Raw genomic sequence first — 17,916 nt, 5'->3', positions numbered from 1 at the left:
TCTCGCCTTACTGCAACGTTGCAGTAGCGCCTGCTCCAGGTTGCCCACATCGAGAGACGCCCCATGATCGACCCTAAGACCCTTGCCGACCGTTTTCCCGGCGATTTCGTGTTCGGCGTGGCAACCGCCGCTTTCCAGATCGAGGGGGCATCGAAGCTCGACGGCCGCAAGCCGTCGATCTGGGATGCGTTCTCCAACATGCCGGGGAGGGTCTATGGCCGCCATAACGGCGATGTCGCCTGCGATCACTATAACCGCCTCGAGCAGGACCTCGATCTGATCCAGTCGCTCGGCGTGGAGGCCTACCGTTTCTCCATCGCATGGCCGCGCATCATTCCCGAGGGCACGGGGGCGGTGAACGAGAAGGGCCTCGATTTCTATGATCGGCTGGTCGATGGCCTGAAGGCACGTGGCATCAAGGCCTTTGCGACGCTCTATCACTGGGACCTGCCGCTGATGCTGGCGGGTGACGGCGGCTGGACGGCGCGGCAGACGGCCTATGCCTTCCAACGTTATGCCAAGACGGTTATCGCTCGGCTCGGCGACCGGCTGGATGCGGTGGCGACCTTCAACGAGCCCTGGTGCTCCGTCTGGCTGAGCCACCTCTACGGCATCCATGCGCCGGGTGAGCGCAACATGGATGCGGCCCTTCACGCGCTGCATTTCACCAATCTGGCACATGGTCTTGGCGTTGCGGCGATCCGCGCCGAACAGCCGAACCTCCCCGTCGGCCTCGTGCTGAACGCCCATTCCGTCTATGCCGGCAGTGACAGTGCGGCCGACCAGGATGCCGCCGCGCGCGCCTATGATTTCCACAACGGCGTCTTCTTCGGTCCGGTCTTCAAGGGCGAATATCCCGAACGCTTCCTTTCCGCACTCGGCCATCGTATGCCGGAAATCGAGCCGGGCGACATGGAGACGATTGCCCAGCCGCTCGACTGGTGGGGCCTCAACTATTACACGCCGATGCGTGTGGCGGATGACCCGACCGAGGGCGCGGATTTCCCGGCGACGCGGCCCGCGCCGCCGGTGGTGGATATCAAGACCGATATCGGCTGGGAGGTCTTTGCGCCGGCACTCGGCGATCTCATCCGCAAGCTCAATGCGGACTATGCGCTGCCCGATTGCTACATCACGGAAAATGGCGCCTGCTACAATATGGGCGTGGAAAACGGCGTGATCGACGACCAGCCGCGCCTCGACTATATCGCCGACCATCTCGGCATCACGGCGGACCTGATCGGTGAAGGTTATCCGATGCGCGGTTATTTCGCCTGGAGCCTGATGGACAATTTCGAATGGGCGGAAGGCTACAGAATGCGCTTCGGCATCGTGCATGTCGATTACGACACACAGGTGCGTACCGTGAAGAAGAGCGGCGAATGGTACGGCGCGCTCGCCGGTCAATTCCCGAAGGGCAACCACAAGCCGGCCGCTTGATCGCGATATCAGAAATTACTGATATTGGCGCCGTCAACGTAAAGGATTCATAACGCTTCTGCCGCATCATTCTCCTCTGGTTGGAGAACCTGATGCGGCGGCTTGCGCACCACCTTTCCGGAATGCTCGGCGCCCGGCGGCTTACGGTCGTTCTCGGGGTGCTTGGCTCGTTTGCGATCGTCGTCAGCCTTGCCACCGTGCTCGTCATGATGGCGCTGGGCTTCCTCGCCAACCGGGCAAACGAACTCGACGAGGAACGCACACGCCAGACCGTGTTCGGCGCGCTCTCCTCCATGCGCAGTTCCATCGTCACCACCGTGCGCGACTATTCTGTCTGGGACGATGCGGCCGAGCGCGTCTACGGCACACCCGATATGCCTTGGCTCGTCACCAATTTCGGTCTTGCTACCGAAGGCGGACCGCTGTTCGATACCGTCTTCCTTGTCGACGAGAAGGGCGGCACGATGCTCGCCTATCGCAATGGCGTGCCCTTCGACATGGATGCCGGGACCTTCGGCGGCGCGGCTTTCGAGACGATGCGTCGGGAGGTGATCGAAGCGGGGCTCACGCCGGGCACGGAAATCGGTGCCTTCCTTCGCACATCGAAAGGCTCGGCCGTCGCCGCCATTTCCGCCATCCGGCCCGCCTCCGATGCCGTCAAGGCACCGCAAAGTGGTATGCGAACGCTTTTCATCCTGCGGCACCTGACGCCCGCCCGCATCTCGAAGATATCGGACAATTTCCTCGTTTCCGGCCTTCTGCTGACGGATACCGCGCCGGCAACCGGCGATGCCGTCGCGCTCAACGGCCCCGACGGCAAACCGCTCGGTTATCTCTCCTGGACACCGGAAGCGCCGGGCGACAAGAGCTATGATCAGGTGCGCCCACTCGTGCTTCTGGCGCTTGCCGGTGTGATCGTCTTCTTCGTGCTCCTGGTGCTGACGGGGGCGATCTTCGCCGTCCGCCTCAAGGCGGATGAGAACAGTGCACGCTTGCAGGCGCTCACCGACCGGCTGAGCGGGCTTCGCAACCGCACCGGCCTCTATCTCGGCCTCGACGAGTTGAATGCGCGGGCAGTTGCGGAAGCGTGCGATGTGCTGATGCTCTATCTTGATCTCGACGGCTTCAAGGACGTCAATGATTTCTACGGCCATGCGGTCGGCGACCGGCTCATTCGCGGTGTTTCCGCCGGCCTGTCCCGCCTCGTGCCTGAAGACGCCATGCTCGCCCGCATTGGCGGCGATGAATTCGCCATCGTGTTCCTTGCCGGCGCTGATGGCGCGGAAACGGAACGGTTGACCCGCGCGCTCCTCGACTTCTTCACCGAGCCCTTCGCCATCGGCGAACGCGTCGCCATCGTCGGCGCCAGCATCGGCATTGCCGTGTCACATCGGGGCGCCGTTGCAGGCGAAGAGCTGTTGCGGCGCGCCGATGTCGCCATGTATCGCGCCAAACATGCCGGCCGCGGCCGCGCCATGCACTATGAAACGCTGATGGACGACGACCGCGACCTGCGGCGCGAAATGGAGGAGGCCCTCAGGGCGGCGGTGGGGCGCGGCGAGATCGATGTCGCCTACCAGCCGATCGTCCGTGCCCGCGGACGCGATATCTGCGGCGTCGAGGCGCTGGCGCGCTGGACGCGCGACGGCCAACCCGTGCCGCCTGATGTCTTCATTCCGCTGGCGGAGGCGACAGGCATCATCGACGCGCTCGGTCCGCTGATCCTGAAACGGGCTTGCGAAGCGGCGCGGCAATGGCCCGATCTCGGCGTTTCGATCAACGTCTCGCCGGCGCAGTTCCGCAATCCCTATTTCCCGGATCAGGCACTCGCGACCATCGCGGCGGCGGGCATCGATCCCGCGCGCATCACGCTCGAAATCACCGAGGGCTATTTCATCCAGAATCCCGGCCGGGCGAAGCTTGTCATGGACCGCTTGAAGGCGGGCGGCGTGCGCATCGCGCTCGATGATTTCGGCGCAGGCTTTTCGTCGATCGGTTATCTCATCCGCTTCGGTTTCGACCGCATGAAGATCGACCGCTCGCTCACCATGGCCGGGCAGCAGTCGATCAAGGGCGGCGCGATGCTGCAGGCGACGGTGGCGCTTGCCGCGTCCTTCGATATGCCCGTCACCGCCGAGGGCGTGGAGACGGCCGAGCAGGCGGCCTTCCTGCATCTGTGCGGCTGCGATCAGCTCCAGGGCTATTTCTACGGACGGCCGATGAGCGAAAAGGCGATCTGCGACCTCATCGCCCCGCCGGCTTCTCCGCAAAGCATTGCCGGCTGATCACTTGCCGAGGTGGCGTTCACCGCGCTGTTTTGCCAGATCCATCTGCTTCTGCCGCTGGCGAAAGCGCATGCGGTCCTCTTCGCTGCGGGTTCCATGGCAATGCGCGCAGGATACGCCCGCCTCGTAGAGCGGGGACGCGATCTCTTCCGCTGTCAGCGGATGGCGGCAGGCGCGGCAGAGTTTGAGATCGCCTTCTTCCAGGCCATGCAGCACAGAGACGCGTTCGTCGAAGACGAAGCAGGCGCCTTCCCAGAGGCTTTCCTCCGGCGGCACCTCCTCGAGATATTTCAGGATGCCGCCCTTGAGGTGATAGACCTCCTCGAAACCTTCTTGCTTCATGAAGGCAGTCGCCTTCTCGCAGCGGATGCCGCCGGTGCAATACATGGCGATCTTCGGCTTGTTGTGAAGGCCGGTATTGTTGCGCACCCAGTCCGGAAACTCGCGGAAGGTCTTGGTGTTCGGATCGACCGCACCCTTGAAGATGCCGATCGCCGTCTCGTAGTCGTTGCGGGTATCGATGACGATCGTATCGGGATCGGAAATCAGCGCGTTCCAGTCGCGCGGGTCGACATAGGTGCCGACGGAGCGCGTGGGGTCGATATCCTCGACGCCCATGGTGACGATCTCCTTCTTGAGCCGCACCTTCATGCGCAGGAAGGGCATGGCGCTGGCATGGCTTTCCTTGTGCTCCAGGCCGGAAAATTCCGGCTGGTTGCGCAGGAAGGACAAGACGGTGCGGATGCCGGCGGCCGGGCCGGCGATCGTGCCGTTGATGCCTTCATGGGCGAGCAGCAGCGTGCCGCGCACGCCGTTTTCCTCGCAAAGCGCCTGCAAGGGATCGCGCAGCTCCGCAAAGCGCGGAACCGAGACGAAATGGTAGAGCGCGGCAACCAGGAAGCCGTCATTCGCCGGCTGCGAAGAAATCTCGTGTGCGATGTCTGTCATGGGGCCGCCACATACAGCTTTCGCGCTTTTCAGGCAATGCGGCGCAAAAGCGCGCTATAGTTATGCCAGTTGATGCAGGTGGGCGCCATCGCTCGCGCCGAGCGCCATTGACTGGTTGGAATACTGGCTTTCGCCCGTGACTTCGCGGCCAACCCAGTTCGGCAGCTGCGGATCGTCGTGGATCGAGGAAAGCTCTACTTCGGCAATGACAAGGCCGCGATGGGCGCCGCTATAGACATCGACCTCCCAGACATAGCCTTCATGCGGCACCTTGTAGCGCACCTTCTCGATGATGGTGCCGACAGTGTGGCGCAGCATGTCCTCGGCCTCTTCGCGGCTGATCTCGACTTCATATTCGTCGCGGACGAGGGCTGTATGGCCGACTTTGATCGTGAGGCGGGCACGCCCGTCGCCATAGATGCGAACGCGCAGCGACCGATCGTCCTGGGCCACGATATAGGCTTGCCTTATCGCGACGCCTTCGTTTGCGAAGGTGCGCCATCGCTGGCCCGACACCAGGAACTTCCGCTCGATCTCTTTAGCCATAGGCTTGCTTTCGCTGTCTCTGAGATGGGCTTGGGCGAGCGAAGACTACACGATACGTGTGTCATGACAAGTCCATGAATCAGGCTTAAGGCTCGACACAAGGTCGCAGACGCGCTATGTCGAGCAAAATTCAATCGTTTTAAAAGGTCCATGCCATGAGCGAGAAGAACGCCAAGCTCCTGTCCGTCCTGAAGCTGCAGCCGGTAGTGCCGGTGCTGGTTATCGATGACCTCAAGACGGCCGTGCCGTTGGCGCGAGCGTTGGTCGCGGGCGGCCTCAAGGCGATCGAAATCACGCTGCGCACACCGGCCGCTCTCGAAGCGATCCGTGCGGTCGCCAACGAGGTCGAGGGTGCCGTCGCCGGCGCGGGCACGATCCTCAATGCCGCGCAGTTCGAAGCCGCCGTCGAGGCCGGCTCGCAGTTCATCGTCAGCCCCGGCACGACGCAGGAGCTGATCGACGCCGCTGCCGATTCCGACATTCCGCTGCTGCCGGGTGCGGCGACCGCCAGCGAAGTCATGGGCCTGCGCGAAGAGGGCTATCAGGTGCTGAAATTCTTCCCGGCCGAGCAGGCCGGCGGCGCTGCCTACCTGAAGTCGCTGTCCTCGCCGCTCGCCGGCACGCTGTTCTGCCCGACCGGCGGCATCTCGCTCTCGAATGCCCGCGACTACCTTTCACTGCCGAACGTCGTTTGCGTCGGCGGCTCCTGGGTCGCGCCGAAGGACCTCGTCGCCAAGGGTGACTGGGCGGGCATCGAGAAGCTCGCCGCCGAAGCAGCCGCGCTCAAGGGCTGAACAAGGTTCAACGGATTTGCAGACGGGCGGCCTTCGGTCGCCCGTTATGCGTTTGTAATCGGGCGCGCGCATTCCTATCTTGCCTTTGCACTAGGCAGGAGAAACGGAGACGCTCCCTATGTTTGACGCCAAGAAGTTGCTTGACCAGTTCCTCGGTTCGCAGGTGCCCGGTGCCGGGGGATCCGTGCGCGACCGCGCCGGCCAGGTCACCCAGCTTGCCAAGGACAATCCGCTTGCCTCGATTGCCATTGCCGGCGTGCTGCTTGGCACGGGCACCGGCCGTCAGGTTGCGGGCTCCGCGCTGAAGCTCGGCAGCCTCGCGGCGATCGCCGGCCTCGGCTACCAGGCCTATAAGAATTACAAGGCGGGTCAGGATCCGGTCGAGACGACGCAGGCCGGCACGCCCGAGCTTCTGCCGCCGCCGACCGATTCCGGCTTTCATCCCGAGGCCGTCAGCACCGACTTCGCGCTGATCCTCGTGCGCGCCATGATCGCCGCCTCGCGCGCCGATGGCCATATCGACGATGCCGAGCGCGCCCGCATCATGGACAAGCTGAAGGTTTCCGGCCTCGGCGAGGATGCCGCGAAGTTCCTCGAAGACGAGCTCGCCAACCCGATCGATCTCGATGCGATCGTCGCGGCCGCGACGACCGAGGAACACCGTGTCGAGCTCTACACGGCCTCGCGCCTCGCCATCGAGCCGAAGACGCGTGCCGAGCGCGGCTACCTCGACCTGCTCGCCGGCCGCCTCGGCCTTGCCGATGCGCTGGTCGGTCATATCGAGGCGACGGTTTCTGCCGCCACCGTTTAAGTTTTGCCGGGAGCGGCTGAACGCCGCTCCCTGCTTTCCACATTGCTTCACGCCGCCCGCTGTTCTATCCCTTCGGCACGACCGAAGGAGAATTCTGATGCGCGATCTCAAGGACTGGAAGGGTTGCCCGCCGCCGGCACCCGTGACGCTCGAAGGCCGTTATGTGCGCCTTGAGCCCTATGATCGTGCCAAGCATCTTCAGGCACTCTGGGACACCTTCGGCGGCATGCAGATCAATCCGCTGCTGCGCTATTTCGCCCAGGCCGATTTTACCGGCATCGAGGGTTTCGATGCCTGGTCGGAAGCGGTCATCACGTCCGGCTGGGTGCGCGAAGTGATCGTCGACAAGGCGAGCGGCAAGCCTGTCGGCATGGCGCATTACATGCGGCCGGACCCGGCGAACGGCGTCGTCGAAATCGGCGGCATCGCCCATGGCGGCGGCATGTCGCGTTCGCCGCTTTCCACCGAGGCGCAGTATCTGCTCGCCAAGCACATGTTCGAGGACTTGGGTTACCGCCGCTACGAGTGGAAATGCCACAACGGCAATGAGCCGAGCAAGCGCACCGCCACCCGCCTCGGCTTCAGCTTCGAAGGCGTCTTCCGCCAGCATATGCTGTCGAAGGGCGAAAACCGCGATACGGCCTGGTTCTCGATCATCGACGGCGAATGGCCTGTCATCGCCAAGGCCTTCGATCTCTGGCTGTCGCCGGAGAATTTCGACGCGGACGGGCAGCAGAAACGCAAGCTCGAAGACATTCGCGCCGAGATCGCCAAGGCGGATGCGGCATGAGCGAGGACGGCAAGGGAAAGTCCGCGGCGCTTGCGGCGCTCATCATCCTCATCGGCACGGGCGTGGTGTTCTACTTCCTGCCGCGGGTGATGATCGCCATCGGCGGCTTTTCGCCGTTGCTTGCCGGCGTCTTCGGCACGCTGATCGTGCTCGGCTTCTTCCTGCTCTTCTGGCTGCGCGCCCGCTATCAGCGCAATCGCGGCAATTAAGCCTGTAACGAAGCGCCGAGCAGTAAGAGTCCCAGGATCATCACCATGAGAGCGCCGCCGATTTCGATGGCGGTGCCGATGCGGGCGGCGGCCGAGCCGTTGCCGGCAAAGCGCAGCGCTGCCCCCTTGGCGGTGACGGCCAGCGTGGCCAGCGTCGAGACGGTGATCGCCGTCCCGATCGACATGGCGAGTACGGCAAGCACACCCCCGAAATAGAGGCCGTTGAGCAGCGCGAAGCTCAACACGATCAGTGCACCGGAGCACGGGCGAAGCCCCACGGCGACGATGGCTGACCAAGCCTCGCGGAGCGCAAAGCGTTCGCCCTTCAGCAGCGACGGATCCGGCGCGTGCGCATGGCCGCAGGTCGAGCAGATTTCTCCGGCGTGATGATGATGATGGTGGTGGTGACCGTGGTCGTGGTGCTCATGTGTGCCATGCACCTCCACAGCCTGCGCACCAAGGGCGGAGGCACGGCGCGCGGACGGCCGCAGCTTCTTGAAAAGCAGCCAGGCGCCGAAGAGGGCGATGAGGGCGTAGCTGCCGGTTTCGAGCGCGCGGGTGGCGTCCGTCATCGAGACCGTGGTGCCGCGCAGGAAGAGATAGGCCGCGCCGACCAGCAGGATGGCGACCACGCCTTGCAGGAGAGAGGACAGGAAGGATAGGAGCACACCGCGCTTCAGCTCCACCTCGTTTGCCAGCATATAGGAGGAGATGACTGCCTTGCCGTGGCCGGGGCCGGCGGCATGGAAGACGCCATAGGCGAAGGAGAGGCCGACCAGCGTCGAGGCCGCCCATGGGTTTTCGCGCATGTCCTTCAGCGCGCCCGTCATCAGGCGGTAGAAACCCTGCTGCTGCGCATTGATCCAGCCGAACAGGCTGCCGAACGTGCCCGTGGTGTTGAAACCCGGCTCGGCCGAGCCGATGCCGAGCGGCGAGGCGGCATGCGCGAGGCCGGCGGTTGCTACGACGGTGGCAGCCAGCGTGAGAAGGGCGAGCGTGCGGCCGCGGCTCAGCATGTCACTTCCAGGCGGGTGGCGAAGAGTTTCGTCATGTCGGTGCCGGTCGGGTCGTTGAAGAAGGCGTCGGTCAGCTTGTCCTGGTTCTGCGCCAGCACCTCGTCCGCATCGGGCCGCACGACGGCATGTTTGCAGGCGGCGAACTTGTCGCCGACGGCGACGAGGTCGTCATCCGAGGAAAAATCCATCGAGGCATACATGGTTGGGTCATAGACGCCGAAGGTGAGCGTGCCCTTGAGCGGCATGACTTCACCGGGTTTCACGGTGAAGAACATCAGGAGCTGGCCGTCCTTGTAGTCGACATTGATCACGTCGGGCTTTGCGACCTTGATGGTTCGGCCGTCCTCGGTGATCGTCGTGTAGTAGCTGAACTCCTCCAGCGACTCGAGCACCGTCTTGCCGACCTCGGCCAGTTCGTCGGGGTCGAGCTCAGCATTGCTGTTCTTGTCGAAGTCCATCACGACGCTTGCCGAAAACATCTCGTCGAAGCGCCAGACATTGCGCAATTCGCTGATCATGCCGTCATCGCCGGCCACCACCTCCAGCCGCGCCTCCGCAAAGATATGCGGATGGGCAAGTGCTGCGGCCGGGGCAAGGAGGGCTGCGCCCGCGGCGAGAAGAGGGAGGTATCGCATCAGTTTCAAGCCTCTTGCAGCGCGGAAGCGGGCGTCGGAATCGACCGTTTGAATGGAGCCGAAATGGGTCGGAATTGGGACTTTTTGCCGGGGCAATTCCCGACGCAAAACCGCTCCACACTTTTGCTGGATTTGCGTCAGGCCTCAATTCCCGGATTGCGGCGGAACCAGGCGTGCAGGAAATCGACGAAGGTGCGCACCTTCGCGGGCAGATAGCGCCGGTGCGGATAGATCGCATAAATGCCGCGGTCGGTCGGAAGATAATCCTCGAGGATCGAGACGATGCGGCCGGAATCGAGACAGGAACGGGCGATGAAGGCGGGGACCTGCGCGACGCCGAGGCCGCTTGCCGCCGCCCGCACGGCTGCCGTCGGGCTGTTCACCTCGATATGGCCGCTGACGGGAACGGAAAAACCGGCACCCTTCTCGTCGATGAAACGCCAGTTGCTGTGCGATTTGCCGTTGGTATCGATGATGCAGGGCAGGCGGGCGAGATCGCTCGGGTGATTGATCGGGCCGACCCGGTCGAGGAACTCCTGGCTGACGCACATCTTCAGGTAAAAATCGCCGATCTTGCGGGCGATCAGCGCCGAATCCTCCAGCCGCGTGATGCGCACGGCGACATCGAAGCCTTCCTCGACGAGATCGACGAAGCGATCGTCGGAGACGATTTCGAGCGACAGTTCCGGATGTTCCTTGCCGAAATCGATCAGCGACTGGCCGATATCGGCATCGACGAAGGTGCGCGGGGCGGAGACCTTCAGCTTGCCGCGCAGGTCCGTGTTCTTCTCGCGCACGAGATCGGCGAGATTGTCGATTTCCTTCAGGATGTCGGAGGCGGTGCGGTAGTAGGTGTGGCCGGGTTCGGTCATCGAGAACTGGCGGGTGGTGCGGTTGAGCAGCAACGCGCCGAGTTCGTCTTCGAGTTCGCGCACATATTTGGACAGGAGCGCCTTCGACCGGCCGGTCTTGCGCGAGGCTGCGGAAAAGCCTTCGGCATCGACGACGTCGATGAAGGCCCGGATTCGGGTCAATGTATCCATGTGTCCCCACTTGAATGATGCGTCGCGCGTGCCTGTTTTTCAGGGATTGCGGCGCATGCCCGGCGGCCTGACGGCCGGGCGCATAAAGGAATGCAACGAAAACCAGTTCCGCGAATGTCGTGGTTCGGGGAATATTTTCAATAGGAGCCCGCAAAAAACCTCTTGATTACGACAGCGATTCTTCTTATCTCCCCCTTGCCCAAAGTCGCACGTGCCTGTGGGTGTCCGCCGACCCTCGATTTGGTGAGGAATTCGGTAAGGTACCTGGAATTAACCCCTCCAGTCGTTTCTCCGGCCAACCGGAAGAGCGAGGACATCTTGAAGCAACGACGGTGCGGGCCTTTCTGGTGTCTGCCGGCTTTCCAACAGCCGGGGTTACTGAAGAGGCACACCTTCATTGCCGGACGTGCGGTCGGGTTTTCCCACCAATCAATGGCAGACAAAGCGAATTGAAGCCTAGGCGGGCTTCTGTTCACCGATCGCGCATGATGCGCATGCTTGGTTCCGGGGTCTCCACCGGCTGGTTCCATCGCATGCCCGCATCTGCCCTTTGTCCTCTGGGATTGTTCCCGGAGAAACCTGGATATGGGGAATACCGAGATGGCTTCTGCACGTATTATCGACTTCCTGAACACCCGACGTCCCGACGGCCCGTGCCTCGTGGTCGACCTCGATGTCGTGCGCGACAATTTCAAGGCGTTCCGCCACGCGCTGCCCGACAGCTCGATCTACTATGCCGTCAAGGCCAACCCGGCGCCGGAAGTCCTGCGCCTGCTCGCCTCCATGGGCTCCAATTTCGATTGCGCGTCCGTCGCCGAAATCGAAATGGCGCTCGATGCCGGTGCCACCCCGAGCCGTATCTCCTTCGGCAACACGATCAAGAAGGAACGCGACGTCGCCAAGGCGCATGCGCTCGGTGTTTCGCTCTTCGCCGTCGACAGCCATGAGGAAGTCGAGAAGATTTCGCGTGCCGCTCCGGGTGCCCGCGTGTTCTGCCGCGTCCTGACGGATGGCGAAGGGGCCGAATGGCCGCTGTCGCGCAAGTTCGGCTGCGTGCCGCAGATGGCCGTCGATGTGCTCGTTTACGCCCACCAGAACGGTCTCGTCTCCTATGGCGTGTCGTTCCATGTCGGCTCGCAGATGACGAAGGTCGATGCCTGGGATTCGGCGCTTGCCGATGCCAAGCGCGTCTTCGTGCAGCTGAAGAAGCAGGGCATCGAGCTCAAGATGGTCAATATGGGCGGCGGCTTCCCGACGAAGTACCTGCGCGACGTGCCCTCGGCGGAAGCCTATGGCAAGGCGATCTTCGGCGCGCTGAAGAAGCACTTCGGCAACCAGATCCCGGAAACCATCATCGAGCCGGGCCGCGGCATGGTCGGCAATGCGGGTGTCATCAAGGCGGAAGTCGTTCTCGTCTCGAAGAAGTCCGACAACGACAACCATCGCTGGGTCTTCCTCGACATCGGCAAGTTTGGCGGTCTCGCCGAAACCATGGACGAGGCGATCCGTTACCCGATCCGCACCGCGCGCGATGCAGACGAAATGGAGCCCTGCGTGCTCGCCGGCCCGACCTGCGATTCGGCCGACGTGATGTACGAGAAGAACATGTATCCGCTGCCGGTCTCGCTTTCGATCGGCGACGAGGTTCTGATAGAGGGCACCGGCGCCTACACGACGACCTATTCGGCCGTCGCCTTCAACGGCTTCGAGCCGCTCAAGGCCTACGTCATCTAAGCCTGTCGGCGCTCCCGTTTCGCGCGGGAGCGCCAGCTTCACAATTCGTTCCAGACACCGTTTGAATCGGTTTTGAGCACGGGAGGCCCAGAGATGGCCACTGTTCTTGATTCTGTCCGCGCGTTCTTCGCGCATGCCACTTTCACCATCGACCAGGAAAATGCCGGCGATGTCGTCGCGCGCGAGCGCCTGCTCGACCGCGTCATGGGTGAGGCCCGCTTCCGCAAGTCGTCGGAAAAGATCCGTCGCGGCCGCCTGCCGGCCGAAGGCCTGGCGCTGGTCGCGCGTGATCCGGATGGCCATGTCATCGGCACGGTGCGGCTGTGGAATGTCGAGGCCGGCGTCGATTCCGACGGCAATGCCGTGTCCGCGCTGCTGCTCGGCCCGCTCGCCGTCGATTGCCAGCATGAAGGCAAGGGCATTGGCGGCGCGCTGGTGCGGGCTGCCATCACCGAGGCGCGCGACCGTGGTCACGGTGCCGTGCTGCTGGTCGGCGATCCGGAATATTACGAGCGCTTCGGCTTCTTTGCCGACAAGGCGCAGCACCTCGTCATGCCCGGCCCCTTCGAGCGCCGCCGGTTCCTGGCGCTGGAGTTGCAGGACGGCTGGCTTTCCGGTGCGGCCGGCATGCTCGTCGCGAGCGGCCGGCGCCTTGCCGCGGATCTGCGCAAGGCGGCCTGACGGCGCCGGTTTGACTTCAAGGCGAAGGTGCGCTATCGGGACGGCAGGGTGAGAGCCCCCGCCGTCCGCGAGCGCAAGCTTGGTGAAGTCTCTCGTTTCAGACAATCGGTCTTCCAGCTTCATGCATGCGAACCGGTGGCAATGCGGGCTCCCTCCGAAATGACGCATGCAACGACTGGAGTCCCGACATGCGTCCGACATCGACGCCCCTTCCATCCCTCGATGCCCTGAAAGACCAGGCGAAGCGTCTGCGCGCGCGTTTTGCCGCCGATGGCGAAGCGATTTCTCATTCCCGCGCACTGGAGCTGATCGCCGCGCAATACGGCTTTCGCGACTGGAACACGTTGCATGCGGCCACCGGAAACCGGCCGCCGTTCAATCCGTGGATGCTCGGCTCGCGGGTCCGCGGCCACTATCTCGGCCAGCCCTTCGATGCGACGGTGCTCGGCGTGCAGGCGCTGACGAGCCAGCCCGGTCTCTACCGCATGACCCTGCATTTCGACGAGCCGGTGGACGTGGTGACCTTCGACAGTTTCTCCGCCTTCCGCCAGCGCGTGAACTGCACCGTCGACGAGACGGGGCGGACAGCGGCAAAAACGTCCGACGGGCGGCCGCATCTTGAACTGGAATGGTGAGCCGTCAGAACGAGCCCGTCATCCGCGCCGCAAGGCCGTCGACCGTGAAGTTGGCGGCCTTGTCGTTTTCGCGGCGCGCGAGGCGGCTGTATTCCAGCACCAGCGTCGCGCCCTTGCTCAGCGTATAAGCGAGCGTCGCCGACGCGGTTTTCGTGCGCGTGCGATAGTCGAAATAGAGCCAATCGCTATAGGCCTGTTCATAGGCCAGCGTCAGTTTCAGCTTTTCCGTCAGCGCTTTTTCCAGCGACAGGCCGATCGTGCGCACATCCTCGCCCAATGCGTCGTCGATATCGGCGAGCTGGATGTCGCGCCCGACTTTCGCCTTTAGAATGGCTTCGCGCGGCAACTGCCATGCGGCCTCGCCCTTCAGGAAGGGGCGCAGGCGCTGCACGCTCTTGCCGAGATCGGGGCTTGCGACCCCGACCACGCCCGCCTCCGCCAGCAGCGTGAGATTTCCGAAGACACGGCCATAGGCGAGCGAGCCGCGCAGCGTCTCGGCGGGAAACCGCCCGAAGGTCTTTTGTTCGGCCCGATCGATATGGTTGGTGCGGTATTGCAGCGTCGCCCCCACCTCGCCACCCAGGAGGGGGCGGATATGGCCTGCGGTCAGATCATAGAGCCGATTACCGGCTTCGAGCTGCGTGGGCCGCAGGCCCGCCAGCGTGAAATGCGCACGGCCCCGGTCCAGGCTGGAGAGCGAGGCGGTGAGATGGCTCTTGCCGCCATTGTGCGCGACGATGACGCCGACACTTCCCGCGGCCGCGATATCGGCTTTGCGGTAGCCGATCAGCAGACCCGGCAAGGCAAGAAAGATATCGCCGGAGCGCCGATGCTCGATGCCGCCCTTCAGGGTCAGCTTGATGGCCTCGCCGATGTCCCTGGTGAGGCCGAGCTCTACCCCTGCCGTGCTCTGGCTGGCGAAGGGATATCTGGCCACGCGTTGCACGCTTGCCGCAAGTCCATAGGCGAGTTGGGTTTCCTCCAGGGCGAGCGATCCCCGCAACGCCACCTTCGCCTCGCCGAAAGCGGCCGAAAGCGTCGTCGGATCCTTAAAAACATTTGAGGTCCAGCCACTCCCGATGCTGTAATCAAAAGTTGAATCGGCAATCGCGGAGTTGTGCTGAACCAGCAGGATTGCCGCGTAGACCAGGCCTTGAAGAGAACGCATCGAAAACTGTCCCTGTCCGTTAATGGAACAGAATCCTAAGGTTGCATGGTTAAAAATTCTCTCAATGGTTGATATTCGCGCCGTTATTGCAATTTAGCGTACTAAAAGTTGTACTCGGTCAGGATTCGTTAAACTTGTCCTTGTTATGGTTAACTCTTTGCTATGACTGGCAAATCCGGTTGTGTAAATCGCAGCTTATATTACCTTTGATTGCGTACCAATGAGGTGCACAACCGAAGGAGAGAGATCATGAACAAGACCCGCATCATTGCAATCGCTACCGTCATTGCTCTCGCCGGCGCTGGCCAGGCATCGGCCGGCGGCCTGCTCGGCCTCGGCATTCTCGGCAACAAGACCGGCGGTATCGTCATTGCCCCCAGTGTCGGCGTCGGTGTCGGCAATGTCCTCAGCGACAACGACGGCAACAGCATCCTGAACGGCGTTCTCAACAACAACCTGAACGGCACCCTGTCGGGCGTGCTGAACGGCAATGTGCTGGGCATTCTCAGCGGCGGCGGCGGCGACTGCGGCTGCAAGAAGCGCAATCACTGACCGCACCATCCCCGCCCTTGCGGTCGGTGGGCCCGGAGGAGCTTGTCTCTTCCGGGCTTATTCTATTCCAGGTTCAGCTGCCAGGAGATGCCGAAGCGATCCTGTACCCAGGTGAAAAGGCGGCTGAAACCGTAGTTATCGACCGGCATCAGGTCCGTGCCGTCAGCACCGAGTGCCGCGTGCAGCTCCCGGAGGCGGGTTTCCGACTCGCATTCGACGAAGAAGGAAAAGGATGGCGTGAAGGTGAAGCCGTGGGCGGCCGGGCTGTCGATGCACATCACCGACTGGCGGCCAAGGCTGAAGCGGGCACGGAAGACGGAGCCCTCCTTGCCGTCCTCGCCCGGTCCGTAGTGCTGAATGTCTTCAACGCGGCTGTCGGGGAAAAGGCCGATATAGAAGGTCATCGCCTCCTCGGCGCGACCTTCGAACATCAGGAACGGCGTGATCGACGAAACCATAGCATCCTCCTGTAGGAAGGCGGCATTATCCGGCGATGTCGATCACACCGCAATCACCGGCGTCGCTGGCAAAGGCTATGAGCTTGCCGCTCCTGCTCCAGGCCATGGAGGTAATGGCGCCCTTGCCGGGGCGGCGCAGCAACACTTCGCGGCTGTCGGCAAAACGCGCGGCGAGCACCATGCCGTCGGAATAGCCGATGGCGACGACCTCTTCCGCCGGGTGGCAGGCGACGGCCGTGACCATCACGTCAGCGCGGGTGCCGAGTTCCAGCGGCGGCTTGCCCATCGGGCCGTCCTTGGCCGAGAAGGGCCAGACAATGGCGGCCGGCGCACCCGAAGAGGCAAGCCACTTGCCCTTGGCGGACCAGGAGAGCGACTTCACCTTGGCGGGATAGCCGGTCATGCGCATGTGGCGTGTATCGGCGCCTACCTTGGTGTCGAGCTTCCAGCCGTGCAGGGCGTTTTCCTGCATGCTGGTCACGACGAAGCGGCCGTCGGGCGAGAAGGTGACGCCGGTATGGGCGCCCTTCCATTCGAGATCGACCGGCTGGCCGGCCATCGCCACCCAATGCAGCGAGACGCCGTTATAGCGGGCGATGCCGAGGCGCAGTCCCTTCGGCGCAAAGGCGATGCCTTCCACCGAACGGCTTTCGGTGAATTCCTTGATCGTGCCGTCGGCGAGGCGCACGCGCGCCGTGCGGCCCTCCGCAAAGCCGACCGCGCCCTGCGGGCCGGGTGCCACGACGGAGATCCACTTGCGCGGGACTTCGGCGATGAGCGTCACGTTACCATCGGCCGCGATCCGCTGCACCTTGCCGTCCTCGCCGCCCGTGATCAGCGTATCGTTCGCCTCGTCGCGCACGCAGGCCAGCAGCCCGTCATGCGCCTCCGTGACCTTCTGGCCATGGTCGAGGCGGTGGATGGTGCCGGAGGCGGAGGCGAAGAACGGCACGTCGCCGAGGAAAGCGGCCGCGATGACGTGGCCGTCGAGATCAAGAGGCGCGACTGTCGGCATCAGTTCTTCTGTGCCTCACAGGCCTTGAAGCTGCGTTCGATCTTCTCGCGATCAAGATCGCGACCGATGAAGACGAGGCGGCTTTCGCGCTTCTCGCCGTCCTTCCAGGCGCGCTGGTGGTCGCCTTCGACGATCATGTGCACGCCCTGCACGACATACCGCTCCTCATCGCCGGCAAAGGCGATGATGCCCTTCAGGCGCAGGATATTAGGGCCTTCCGTCTGGGTGATCTTCTGGATCCACTGGAAGAAGCGGTCCGGGTTCATGTCGCCGCCGCGCAACGAGATCGACTGCACCGTCACGTCATGGATCGGCGAGACGCCGTGGTCGTGGTGGTGGTCATGATCATGGTGGTGATCGTGGTCGTGATGATCGCGATCATGGTGGTGGTGATCATGATCGTGGCCATGGTGATGATGGTCGTGGCCGCAATCCGGGCCGCAGACATGGTCTTCGTGATCGTGGTCGAGGAAATGCGGATCGTTTTCCAGCGCCCGTTCCAGATTGAACGCGCCCTGGTCGAGAACTTTGGTCAGGTCGATTTCCGAGCGGGTCGTGCGATGGATGCGGGCGGACGGGTTGATGGCGCGCACCGTCGCCTCGATCTTCGCCAGTTCGTCGGCGCCGACGAGGTCAGTCTTGTTGATCAGCACGACATCGGCAAAGGCGATCTGGTCCTCGGCTTCGCGGCTGTCCTTCAGGCGCAGCGGCAGGTGTTTTGCATCGACCAGCGCCACGACGGCGTCGAGTTCAGTCTTCTGGCGAACGTCGTCGTCCATGAAGAAGGTCTGGGCGACCGGCACCGGATCGGCAAGGCCTGTCGTCTCGACGATGATGGCGTCGAAGCGGCCGGGGCGGCGCATCAGGCCTTCCACGACGCGGATCAGGTCGCCGCGTACGGTGCAGCAGATGCAGCCGTTGTTCATTTCGTAGATTTCCTCGTCCGACTCGACGATCAGGTCGTTGTCGATGCCGATCTCGCCGAACTCGTTGACGATGACGGCATATTTCTTACCGTGGTTGCCGGTGAGGATGCGGTTCAGCAGCGTCGTCTTGCCGGCGCCGAGATAGCCGGTGAGAACGGTGACGGGAATGGGCTTTGCGGGGGCTGTTTCGGTCATGGGAACCTCGAACAAGGACGGGGACGCTGGCGAGC

Annotated in this window: 19 protein-coding genes; 10 read left to right on the top strand and 9 right to left on the bottom strand. The window is 63.2% G+C overall.

All coding sequences use genetic code 11. From position 1 onward, the window contains the following. Positions 1-63: 63 nt before the first annotated feature. Entirely contained in the window at positions 64-1,440 is a 1,377-nt protein-coding gene (locus ACOZK4_RS22710) for a GH1 family beta-glucosidase (RefSeq protein ID WP_421593960.1), read from the top strand. A gap of 92 nt (positions 1,441-1,532) precedes the next feature. Beyond that, positions 1,533-3,725, top strand: a complete 2,193-nt coding sequence (locus ACOZK4_RS22705; protein ID WP_421593959.1) for a putative bifunctional diguanylate cyclase/phosphodiesterase — start codon at positions 1,533-1,535, stop codon at positions 3,723-3,725. Here the strand turns inward: ACOZK4_RS22705 and ACOZK4_RS22700 are convergent, their stop codons facing one another. Both ACOZK4_RS22700 and ACOZK4_RS22695 read right to left on the bottom strand, forming a co-directional pair. Continuing rightward, entirely contained in the window at positions 3,726-4,673 is a 948-nt protein-coding gene (locus ACOZK4_RS22700; protein ID WP_421593958.1) for a rhodanese-related sulfurtransferase, read from the bottom strand. Between the two features lie 60 nt (positions 4,674-4,733). Further along, the gene (locus ACOZK4_RS22695; RefSeq protein ID WP_421593957.1) at positions 4,734-5,219 is read right to left on the bottom strand and encodes a CYTH domain-containing protein; all 486 of its coding nucleotides are present in this window, start codon (positions 5,217-5,219) and stop codon (positions 4,734-4,736) included. Positions 5,220-5,374: 155 nt separating this feature from the next. On the opposite strand from ACOZK4_RS22695, the gene ACOZK4_RS22690 reads away from it, so the two are divergent. The 4 genes from ACOZK4_RS22690 to ACOZK4_RS22675 all read left to right on the top strand — a co-directional run bounded on the left by ACOZK4_RS22690 (position 5,375) and on the right by ACOZK4_RS22675 (position 7,823). Further along, positions 5,375-6,013 carry a 2-dehydro-3-deoxy-phosphogluconate aldolase gene (locus ACOZK4_RS22690; protein WP_244762509.1) on the top strand — a complete coding sequence of 213 codons (639 nt, stop codon included), beginning with the start codon at positions 5,375-5,377 and terminating at the stop codon, positions 6,011-6,013. Between the two features lie 118 nt (positions 6,014-6,131). Beyond that, a complete protein-coding gene (locus ACOZK4_RS22685; RefSeq protein ID WP_421593956.1) occupies positions 6,132-6,824 on the top strand; it encodes a tellurite resistance TerB family protein in 693 nt (230 codons plus the stop codon). Positions 6,825-6,921: 97 nt separating this feature from the next. Next, on the top strand, positions 6,922-7,614 hold the full coding sequence (locus ACOZK4_RS22680) for a GNAT family N-acetyltransferase (protein ID WP_421593954.1): 693 nt from the start codon (positions 6,922-6,924) through the stop codon (positions 7,612-7,614). Then, positions 7,611-7,823: a hypothetical protein gene (locus tag ACOZK4_RS22675; RefSeq protein ID WP_421593953.1), complete on the top strand. Its 213-nt coding sequence runs from the start codon at positions 7,611-7,613 to the stop codon at positions 7,821-7,823. Before ACOZK4_RS22680 ends, ACOZK4_RS22675 begins: the two co-directional genes overlap by 4 nt. On the opposite strand, the gene ACOZK4_RS22670 is transcribed toward ACOZK4_RS22675, so the two are convergent. The 3 genes from ACOZK4_RS22670 to ACOZK4_RS22660 form a co-directional block, all read right to left on the bottom strand. Beyond that, entirely contained in the window at positions 7,820-8,839 is a 1,020-nt protein-coding gene (locus tag ACOZK4_RS22670; RefSeq protein WP_421593952.1) for a nickel/cobalt transporter, read from the bottom strand. The two genes, ACOZK4_RS22675 and ACOZK4_RS22670, sit on opposite strands and share 4 nt — an antisense overlap. Next, a complete protein-coding gene (locus ACOZK4_RS22665) occupies positions 8,833-9,474 on the bottom strand; it encodes a DUF1007 family protein (RefSeq protein ID WP_421593951.1) in 642 nt (213 codons plus the stop codon). The genes ACOZK4_RS22670 and ACOZK4_RS22665 overlap by 7 nt, the downstream gene beginning before the upstream one ends. A gap of 137 nt (positions 9,475-9,611) precedes the next feature. Continuing rightward, complete coding sequence (locus ACOZK4_RS22660) at positions 9,612-10,517, bottom strand: LysR family transcriptional regulator (RefSeq protein ID WP_421593949.1); 906 nt, start codon at positions 10,515-10,517, stop codon at positions 9,612-9,614. A gap of 600 nt (positions 10,518-11,117) precedes the next feature. Here ACOZK4_RS22660 and odc2 point away from each other — a divergent pair. From odc2 to ACOZK4_RS22645, 3 genes are all read left to right on the top strand, one after another. Beyond that, positions 11,118-12,251, top strand: coding sequence for an ornithine/lysine decarboxylase (odc2, locus tag ACOZK4_RS22655; RefSeq protein ID WP_421593948.1), 1,134 nt, complete (start codon positions 11,118-11,120; stop codon positions 12,249-12,251). A gap of 93 nt (positions 12,252-12,344) precedes the next feature. Next, complete coding sequence (locus tag ACOZK4_RS22650) at positions 12,345-12,932, top strand: GNAT family N-acetyltransferase (protein WP_421593946.1); 588 nt, start codon at positions 12,345-12,347, stop codon at positions 12,930-12,932. 188 nt (positions 12,933-13,120) lie between these two features. Then, on the top strand, positions 13,121-13,567 hold the full coding sequence (locus ACOZK4_RS22645; protein WP_421594152.1) for a glyoxalase superfamily protein: 447 nt from the start codon (positions 13,121-13,123) through the stop codon (positions 13,565-13,567). Positions 13,568-13,571: 4 nt separating this feature from the next. Here the strand turns inward: ACOZK4_RS22645 and ACOZK4_RS22640 are convergent, their stop codons facing one another. Further along, positions 13,572-14,735 carry a hypothetical protein gene (locus ACOZK4_RS22640; protein WP_421593944.1) on the bottom strand — a complete coding sequence of 388 codons (1,164 nt, stop codon included), beginning with the start codon at positions 14,733-14,735 and terminating at the stop codon, positions 13,572-13,574. A 249-nt stretch (positions 14,736-14,984) separates the two neighbouring features. Here ACOZK4_RS22640 and ACOZK4_RS22635 point away from each other — a divergent pair, with 249 nt between their 5' ends. Next, positions 14,985-15,287 (top strand): hypothetical protein, encoded by a 303-nt coding sequence (locus ACOZK4_RS22635; protein WP_421593943.1) that lies wholly within the window; start codon positions 14,985-14,987, stop codon positions 15,285-15,287. A 62-nt stretch (positions 15,288-15,349) separates the two neighbouring features. Here ACOZK4_RS22635 and ACOZK4_RS22630 read toward each other — a convergent pair whose 3' ends face one another. Genes ACOZK4_RS22630 through ACOZK4_RS22620 form a run of 3 tightly spaced genes read right to left on the bottom strand, consistent with a single transcriptional unit; the run spans position 15,350 to position 17,881 of the window. Continuing rightward, complete coding sequence (locus ACOZK4_RS22630) at positions 15,350-15,745, bottom strand: VOC family protein (RefSeq protein WP_421593941.1); 396 nt, start codon at positions 15,743-15,745, stop codon at positions 15,350-15,352. Between the two features lie 25 nt (positions 15,746-15,770). Continuing rightward, complete coding sequence (locus tag ACOZK4_RS22625) at positions 15,771-16,760, bottom strand: WD40 repeat domain-containing protein (protein WP_421593940.1); 990 nt, start codon at positions 16,758-16,760, stop codon at positions 15,771-15,773. After that, positions 16,760-17,881, bottom strand: coding sequence for a CobW family GTP-binding protein (locus tag ACOZK4_RS22620; RefSeq protein ID WP_421593939.1), 1,122 nt, complete (start codon positions 17,879-17,881; stop codon positions 16,760-16,762). The genes ACOZK4_RS22625 and ACOZK4_RS22620 overlap by 1 nt, the downstream gene beginning before the upstream one ends. Between the last annotated feature and the right edge of the window lie 35 nt (positions 17,882-17,916).

Origin of the sequence: Shinella sp. M27 (assembly GCF_049199905.1) — a bacterium.
Classification (GTDB): domain Bacteria; phylum Pseudomonadota; class Alphaproteobacteria; order Rhizobiales; family Rhizobiaceae; genus Shinella.
Note: the sequence above shows the minus strand (reverse complement) of the source record. Positions and strands in the feature narration are given on the sequence as shown.